Source organism: Alcanivorax sp. HI0083 (assembly GCF_001635175.1).
This window is the reverse complement of record NZ_LWFX01001206.1, coordinates 1-4,734: the sequence shown is the minus strand read 5'-3', so window position 1 is coordinate 4,734 and position 4,734 is coordinate 1. Positions and strand designations below refer to the sequence as shown.

At 62.0% G+C, this 4,734-nt stretch carries 5 protein-coding genes; 2 read left to right on the top strand and 3 right to left on the bottom strand.

Translation table 11 applies throughout. The features are described 5' to 3' along the window. Positions 1-269 (top strand): DUF815 domain-containing protein (locus A3754_RS17540; protein WP_156497053.1); only part of this gene is annotated, 269 nt, incomplete at its 5' end. 81 nt (positions 270-350) lie between these two features. Here the strand turns inward: A3754_RS17540 and A3754_RS17535 are convergent. Both A3754_RS17535 and A3754_RS17530 read right to left on the bottom strand, forming a co-directional pair. Then, positions 351-1,379, bottom strand: coding sequence for an alpha/beta hydrolase (locus A3754_RS17535; protein ID WP_063520737.1), 1,029 nt, complete (start codon positions 1,377-1,379; stop codon positions 351-353). Positions 1,380-1,512: 133 nt separating this feature from the next. After that, positions 1,513-2,106 carry an outer membrane beta-barrel protein gene (locus tag A3754_RS17530; RefSeq protein ID WP_063520736.1) on the bottom strand — a complete coding sequence of 198 codons (594 nt, stop codon included), beginning with the start codon at positions 2,104-2,106 and terminating at the stop codon, positions 1,513-1,515. 129 nt (positions 2,107-2,235) lie between these two features. Between A3754_RS17530 and A3754_RS17525 the strand changes: the two genes are divergently transcribed. Beyond that, the gene (locus tag A3754_RS17525) at positions 2,236-3,153 is read left to right on the top strand and encodes a homoserine kinase (protein WP_063520735.1); all 918 of its coding nucleotides are present in this window, start codon (positions 2,236-2,238) and stop codon (positions 3,151-3,153) included. 166 nt (positions 3,154-3,319) lie between these two features. Here the strand turns inward: A3754_RS17525 and A3754_RS17520 are convergent, their stop codons facing one another. Next, positions 3,320-4,423: a cellulase-like family protein gene (locus A3754_RS17520; RefSeq protein ID WP_063520734.1), complete on the bottom strand. Its 1,104-nt coding sequence runs from the start codon at positions 4,421-4,423 to the stop codon at positions 3,320-3,322. Between the last annotated feature and the right edge of the window lie 311 nt (positions 4,424-4,734).

Here is a 4,734-nt window from a genome sequence, read left to right as displayed (position 1 = left end):
ACAACGAGCAGACCCAGGTGGTGAACCGGGAGCTGCACCATGGCGATGTGGTGGAAGAAAAAATTTCCCTGTCCGACCGGTTTGGCCTGGGATTGAGTTTTTATCCGATCAACGAGGCGCAGTATTTCGAGATCGTCGATCACCTGTTCGGCGAGGTGCGTGACCGGGAACAACTGCACGTGCGGGCCCGGCGTTTTTCCATGGAGAAGGGCGTACGCTCCGGGCGCACCGCGCGGCAGTTTTATAACCAGTTTGTGGGGGAGTTTTGAAAAAGCAGCTTCGAGCGACTAGCTTCGAGCGACTAGTTAAATCTTTTTCTCGTGGCTAACAGCTAGCCGCTCGTCACTGCCTTAAAGCTGCTTTGCGGTGGCATCACAAATATTATTCAACGCCTTGCGGGCTGCCGGAATCACCCCGCCCATGGAAATGAATCCATGCACCAGTTTTGGGTAATCCAGCGAAGTTACGGCGTTGCCTGCGGCGCGCAGTTTTTCGGCGTACTCGAGCCCTTCGTCGCGTAACGGGTCAGTGGCGGTGATCATGATTGCCGGGGGCAGACCGGCCAGGTCCGGGTTGCGCAACGGCGAGACCCGATAATCTTCGATCACCGCCGGGTCCTGAATGAAATGCCCGCGAAACCAGGTCAGCAAGGGCAGGTCCAGCCCGAAGCCCTGGCCCAGCGTCTGCACGGAAGGGTGGGCCAGGGCCCCGTCGGTGGTCGGGTAAATCAACACCTGCAACGCCGGCTGAGGCAGCCCTGCCAGCTTCGCCTGCTGAGAGACCACCGCGCTCATGCAACCACCGGCGCTATCGCCCATCACCGCCAGGCGCTGCGGGTCCAGGCCCAGCTGGGCGGTGTTGTCGAGCAACCAGCGCCAGGCGGCGAATGAATCATCCATGCCGGCCGGGGCAGGGTGCTCCGGGGCCAGCCGGTAATCCACACTCAACACCACCGCATCGGTGCGGTCAGCGATATAGCGACACAACCGGTCGTACTCTTCCACGCCGCCCACGGTAAAACCGCCACCATGGAAAAACAGAATGGCAGGGGCGACTCGGGGCGCATTCGCCGGACGGTAGCGGCGCACCAGAATCTGGCTGCCGTCATCCACTGTGACCTGATGATCCACCACCACGGGAAGGCGAACCGGCGCCACATCCAACAGCGCAATCATGTCCCGGTAATTACGCCGGGCTTGCTCCACCGTGCCCGAATTAAGAGTCGGCTTGGCACCGCTCAGTGCCAGCAGAAAACGCAATCGCGAATCCAGGTGTGAGCGGCTGTGGGTTTCCAGTCCGACGGCAAAACGTTCCAGCACCGGACCGGGCAACGTCATCAGGGCACGTACTGTTGCCCGCTCAAAAACAACTGGATTCATGGGGTCTCCTTATGCTGATCGCCAGACGCATGACGCCAAACGCAACACGCTAACACCAGACAACCCGCATCTTCTGCGGGCTTGGCATTACCGGTTTTGCCTCAGGCATCAGGCTTCAAGCGTCAGGCGTTGTCTAAAAATACCATTCCAGGCCACCTTCGATGCCGGTGACGGTCAGGTACTCTTCATCAATGTATTGCATGTATTCCAGGGTCAGCCCCAGATTGAATTCCGTGCGTAAACCCACGCCCGCCCCGAACGCCAGGCTGGTGTCGTCATTGCGGGCGGTATCATCACGGCAGCCCAGGGCGTTGCACTTGCGCGTCACCGTTTTCACTTTCACATCGGCAATGCCGGCAAAGCCCTGCACGAACAGGTTCTCCACATAGGGCAGCTTCACCGGGGACTTGAAGGGGAAACGGCCCGTGGCCAGCAACGCGCCCACATGGTCCACGCTATAGTCGACCTTGTTGCGACTGTTTTCCGACCGGTAGGTGTCCGGCGAGGGCCCGGTGGCCGCGCGCAGCTCTACCCCCCAGTAGGGATTGACCATGCCGCCCAGGCGCAGGCCAACCCCGGTGGGGGTTACCTCCCGGCTGTCATAATCGAGATTGAGGTGCATCAGGTTGCCGGCCACATAGGCAGAACGCTGATCCTGATAATGGGCTACCGGGTCCGCCCACAGAGCGGGACTGAACAACAACCCGAAAAGCATCCAGTAACGCATTGTCTGTCGTCCTTTTGTTATTGTTGGGATTATGCGCTTTGCTGATACGCATCGACGGCCTGTTATACCATTGCCTGCGGGCAGAGTCTGGTCATCTGCGGCCTTTTTTCATCAACAACGAGGATTGTGATGTCGGTGTACACCCCGCTCAGCCCCGCCCAATTGGCAGAGGTGCTGGAGCCGTTCGGTTTCCAGCTGCGCGATTATCACGCCGCCAGCCACGGCATCGAGAACAGCACCTTTCTGATCGAGGCCGGCGATCGCCATGGCCAGCCCAGCCCACTGGTGCTCACCGTGTTCGAGTCCCTGAGCGCGCCGGCCCTGGCACCGTACCTGACCCTGCTGGAGCAGCTGGCGGAACAGCACCTGCCGGTCCCCGCGCCCCTGCCGGATGCCGACGGCAAAGACCAGATCACGGTAGCGGGCAAACCCGCAGTGCTGATGCCACGTCTGCCCGGCCAGCACGATTTTGCCGTGGATGCGGATCGCAGCCGACAAGTGGGCACCTTGCTGGCGCGGCTGCACGCCAGCGACACCGCCGCACTGCAACCCTTGCCCAGCGAACGGGAGCGCCTGCACGGCTTTGCCGACCACCTGCACAAACTACCCGAGGCCGAGCGCGACACCGCCGCCGCCCTGCTGCACGACTGGCTGGCCCAGCCCGCCGGCACCACGCTGATCCACGGCGACCTGTTCCGCGACAACCTGTTGTGGAAAGACGGCCAGATCAGCGCCCTGCTGGATTTCTACAATGCCTGCCTGGACCACCCGGAGTACGACCTGGCGGTGGCCCTCAACGACTGGTGTGTGGACCCCCATGGCCAGATTGCACCCGAACGGGAACTGGCCCTGTTATCTGCCTACCGGGATCAAGGCCGCAGCGTGGACCACAGCCGCCTGTGCGAAGCACTGGCCGTGGCGGCCCTGCGTTTCTGGCTGTCTCGCCTGGCCGGCCCGGTGTCCGACCACAGTGAAGGGCAGGGCAGCAAGGACCCGGAGGAGTTTGCACGGATTTATCGGCAGCGACTGAAGGCGTTAACGGTGTAGGAAAGAGAGGCGCCGCACGCTACACGCCCCAAGCTACAACACGAACCCCGGCCGCCCAGACCTGCAACGTTCGGCACCGCGCCCAAACACGATGGGCGCGCTATTTGCCGTAATGGCAAATCACAAATTCTTCCTGCGTTGTAAGCTTGGGGTGGGTAGCGTCCAGCTACGACGAGCCAGACAGAATCAGGTGATTCAGGTGCGCCAGGTATTCCTCTTCCTGCCATAACCAGGGGTAACCGGGGCACGCCAGCGACGTGGGCGTCAGCGCTTGCACGCCCTGGGTCAGGGCATTGACCACCATCATTTCATGCAGATCCGCCCACCCGGTGGGCAGCTTGCGCAGATGCGGTGGCTGGCGCACAAAACCTTCGCTTATCACCGGTTGCAGGCGGCGCAGGCGGGTGAATGCCATGCGCCGCTGCAACTGATCTTCCAGCCGTCGCTGCCAGTGCATGCCGCCGGCATCCAGCAGCAGCTGCTTCATGGGGTTGGCCAGCCTGCCCAGCAGGCCGGAGGCAGGCAGGGCTTCGCCGCTGGCCAGCCGGTAGCGCGGGTCATCATCCAGCCAGACACTGAAATCGAGAAAATCCAGCTCACTGGTATCCAGCTGCCGGAACTGCTCGCTCAGCGCCACCGTGGTGCTCAGCCCCACCGGCACCGAGGGGAACAGGGCGTGCAGGGCACGGGGGATCTCGCGCAGGTAATCTTCCAGCCGCTCCCCGGCGGCAGGGGACCAGTGCGATGGCAGCGGCCGTTCCGGAGAACGCTTGAATACCCGCCGGGCCACCCCGTGGGCATAAGGCAAGGACGGAAACTGGTAGCAGAAATCCAGCCCGGCTACGTCACCGAGGTATCCCCACTGCTCGATTAGCGCCAAGGTCTCACTCCACACCCTGACAAAATCTTCCGGGCGGCGCACAAAGGAACGGCGGGCACGGCTGTCGTTGATAAAGCGGCTGCTGAGCCAGACCTTGAGCCCCCGCTCGTGGGCCGACTGCAGCACCTGCTGAAGTTGATGGCGTATCTTCACCTCGGTCGCCGGCAGCCCCTGGGGCATCAGCTCGCAGCGATCCATATGGATGCCACTTTCCGGGGTCGCGATCAGGTGGGGGCAGGGGTCCAGGCGCAAGGCATTGAAACCCCGCTGCTGGGTTTCGTCCAACACGCGCTCCAACGAAGCATAGGCGCCATCGCGAATATCGCGCTGCAGCAGCCAGGACAAATCCCAGCAGGCCATCGCCAATGGTTGTGCATCGTGTTGCGCCATGCAGGTCTTACCGCCTTTTTAGATCAAGCGCATCAGCATACCCGTTTCGGAGGTTGCCTCAATGGCTCTTCACCCTGTCGCCCGCGTATTGACCCGCCTTGACACTCAACAGGGCGATAAAAGTGCGAACCGATTCCCCCTTTCGCTCGACAGCGCTATGATCAGAACCATGAAAACAATACTAAAAACACTGATTCTGACCCCGGGCCTGGCCTGGGCGGCCGAGCAACTGCCGGACACCGCCCCGCCGGACGATGCGGCCCCGCAAACCCGGGAAAAAGACCCCGCCCACCCCATGGATGGCGAGGAAA